At 40.0% G+C, this 2400-nt stretch carries 2 protein-coding genes; both read left to right on the top strand.

Annotated features, from left to right (window positions below):
• Positions 1–289: 289 nt before the first annotated feature.
• Positions 290–1474 carry a LysM peptidoglycan-binding domain-containing protein gene (locus tag AAC037_RS23495; protein ID WP_339906055.1) on the top strand — a complete coding sequence of 395 codons (1185 nt, stop codon included), beginning with the start codon at positions 290–292 and terminating at the stop codon, positions 1472–1474.
• A 176-nt stretch (positions 1475–1650) separates the two neighbouring features.
• Positions 1651–2400 (top strand): 4-hydroxythreonine-4-phosphate dehydrogenase PdxA (locus AAC037_RS23490; RefSeq protein ID WP_339906054.1); only part of this gene is annotated, 750 nt, incomplete at its 3' end.

The following is a 2400-nucleotide window of genomic DNA, read 5'->3' as shown; positions in this document are numbered from 1 at the left end:
CTGGGATCTATGTTATCCATCATTTCAAACACATATACCGTTTGTAAAGAATCATCGGCACTTTGCTCCGACTGGGCTTGCAGGGATGGATTTACAATAAAATTGACGATTACATAGAAGGCAAGACTAAAAAAGAGTTTCATTTTAAATACCGGTTTAATATTTCTGTTTGAATATACCAATAAAAATGATCATCGCCCCTATTGATATAAAATGGAGTTGCAATTGATAAAATAAATATCAAATTTGCATGATTATTAGAAATTTATTGTAAAAAACCGTTAGTAAAATGAAGTGCTGGATATTGATTTTAGGGATGATAGGCTTAGCTATTCCATCCAAAGGAGCATTACTTGTGGGATCAGATTCTGTAGGAATAGAAAAGATAGGAGGAAAGTCCTATATTATTCACCAAGTAGATCCACAAGAGACTTTATTTGGAATTTCGCGGCGGTACAACACTCCCGTAAGTGATATTGTCCAAAACAATGATTCTTTAAAAGATGGGCTTAAAATCGGCCAACGCATTAGGGTACCATTTATTGAACCAACAATGATTCCTGAAGGGGCAAAAGTCCATCATGTAACGCCCGGTGAAACACTCTTTTCGATCGCCAAATCTTATAATATTAGTATGGACCAATTGATGGCTTCAAATGGACTAAAAGGCACAGACTTGAGTGTGGGACAGGCCCTAATTATAGAAGGAGTAAAAGAAAAAGTAAGGTCAGAAAAGGAACAGCCCGTAAGCCAAAAGCAACAACCCGTAGCCCCTAAAAAGGTAGAGGAGACGGCTGAAATCGTCAATCAAACGGTTGCTGTTACCACCGAAAAACCAGCTGCTAAAAAGAAACAACCAAAAAATAAACCAGAGAAGCCTGTTGCTCCCAAAGTTGAAACTCCGACAACCTCCACAGCTTCCCCTTCCGTCTCCACTACAGGCAATTGGATTTCACATAAAGTAATCCAGGGTGAAACTTTATTTGCCATCGCAAAAAAATACGATGCCAATGTGGCCGACATTATAAAATGGAATGGCTTATCTTCTAACAATCTATCGGTTGGTCAAACCCTTAAAGTGGGGAGAGAAACCAACGCCAACATTCCTGTTACCCAATTACCCGGAAACACCAAAACTACATCAGAACCTACAAACTCCAAAACAGCTGTGGAAAGCCCTACAAATAATGTGAGCACCTCCACGGCTTTCAAAAATGTAAGTGAAAGCGGTCAAGCTGAAGTGATAGAAGGCACAGGAAACCATAAAAAATTTCTGGTCCTGCACAGAAACGCACCGGTTGGAACCATCATGAGAATAAGAAATGAAGAAAATGATGTGACCATATTCGCTAGAGTAGTTGGCGTTTTACCGGAAACAGGAGACAACAACAAATTATTAATCAAGCTATCTAAAGCCGCTTTTGATCAATTGAAAGCAGTTAATTCTCGATTTAGGGTTGAAGTTTCCTATTAATTTTTACTTGTATATTCTAAAGTAAACCCTGAAATTTACTTTATCAGAAAACCCAAGGATATGGTCTAGGCATTCAAAGACCAAAAGCAAGCTCAGATTGGGTAAAGAATCATAAATTATAACAAGCGATTGAATCATTCTCACAAGTCAGTCGTTTAGCCAAATACAGAAAGGCCATGAATATAAAAAAGAATAAACCCGTAATCGGAATTAGCATAGGCGACATCAATGGAATCGGAGCAGAGGTCACCATGAAAGCGTTGCTTGACAATCGACTCCAGAAAATGATTACTCCGGTAATCTATGGTCATGGCAAGGCGCTAACCTATTACAGAAGGGCCTTAGACATGAATGATTTTAATTTTATTCAAGTCAAGAGTATAGAAGAAGTACACCATAGAAAAATCAATGTGATCAATGTGGTTCAGGAATCTCCCGAAGTGATGCCGGGAGTAGAGACCAGAGATGCCGGAAGCATGGCACTTGCGGCCATTGATCGGGCCATTGTAGATTTAAAATCCGGTCACTTGGATGCTTTGGTTACAGCGCCACTCAATAAAAATAATATTAATAGCACAGAAACTCCCTTTGTAGGCCATACAGAATACTTAACAGATGCCTTCGATTCTAAAGAAAGCATGATGTTTATGGTTTCGGAAGACATGCGAATTGGCCTGGTCACCGGACATCTCCCCTTGCGAGAGGTAGCTGATGCAGTGACAGGTCCGGCCATTAAGGCTAAGTTAAAAATCATGCTCCGCTCACTCAAGGAAAATTTTGGAGTTTTAAAACCAAAAATCGCCGTTCTGGGCTTGAATCCACATGCGGGAGAGGACGGTCTTCTAGGAAGCGAAGAGATGGAAATCATCCAACCTGTTGTAAAAAGCTTTAAGGAAGAAGGGGACCTAGTTTTGGGCCCCTATCCT

Source organism: uncultured Cyclobacterium sp. (genome assembly GCF_963976465.1).
Classification (GTDB): domain Bacteria; phylum Bacteroidota; class Bacteroidia; order Cytophagales; family Cyclobacteriaceae; genus Cyclobacterium.
Note: the sequence above shows the minus strand (reverse complement) of the source record. Positions and strands in the feature narration are given on the sequence as shown.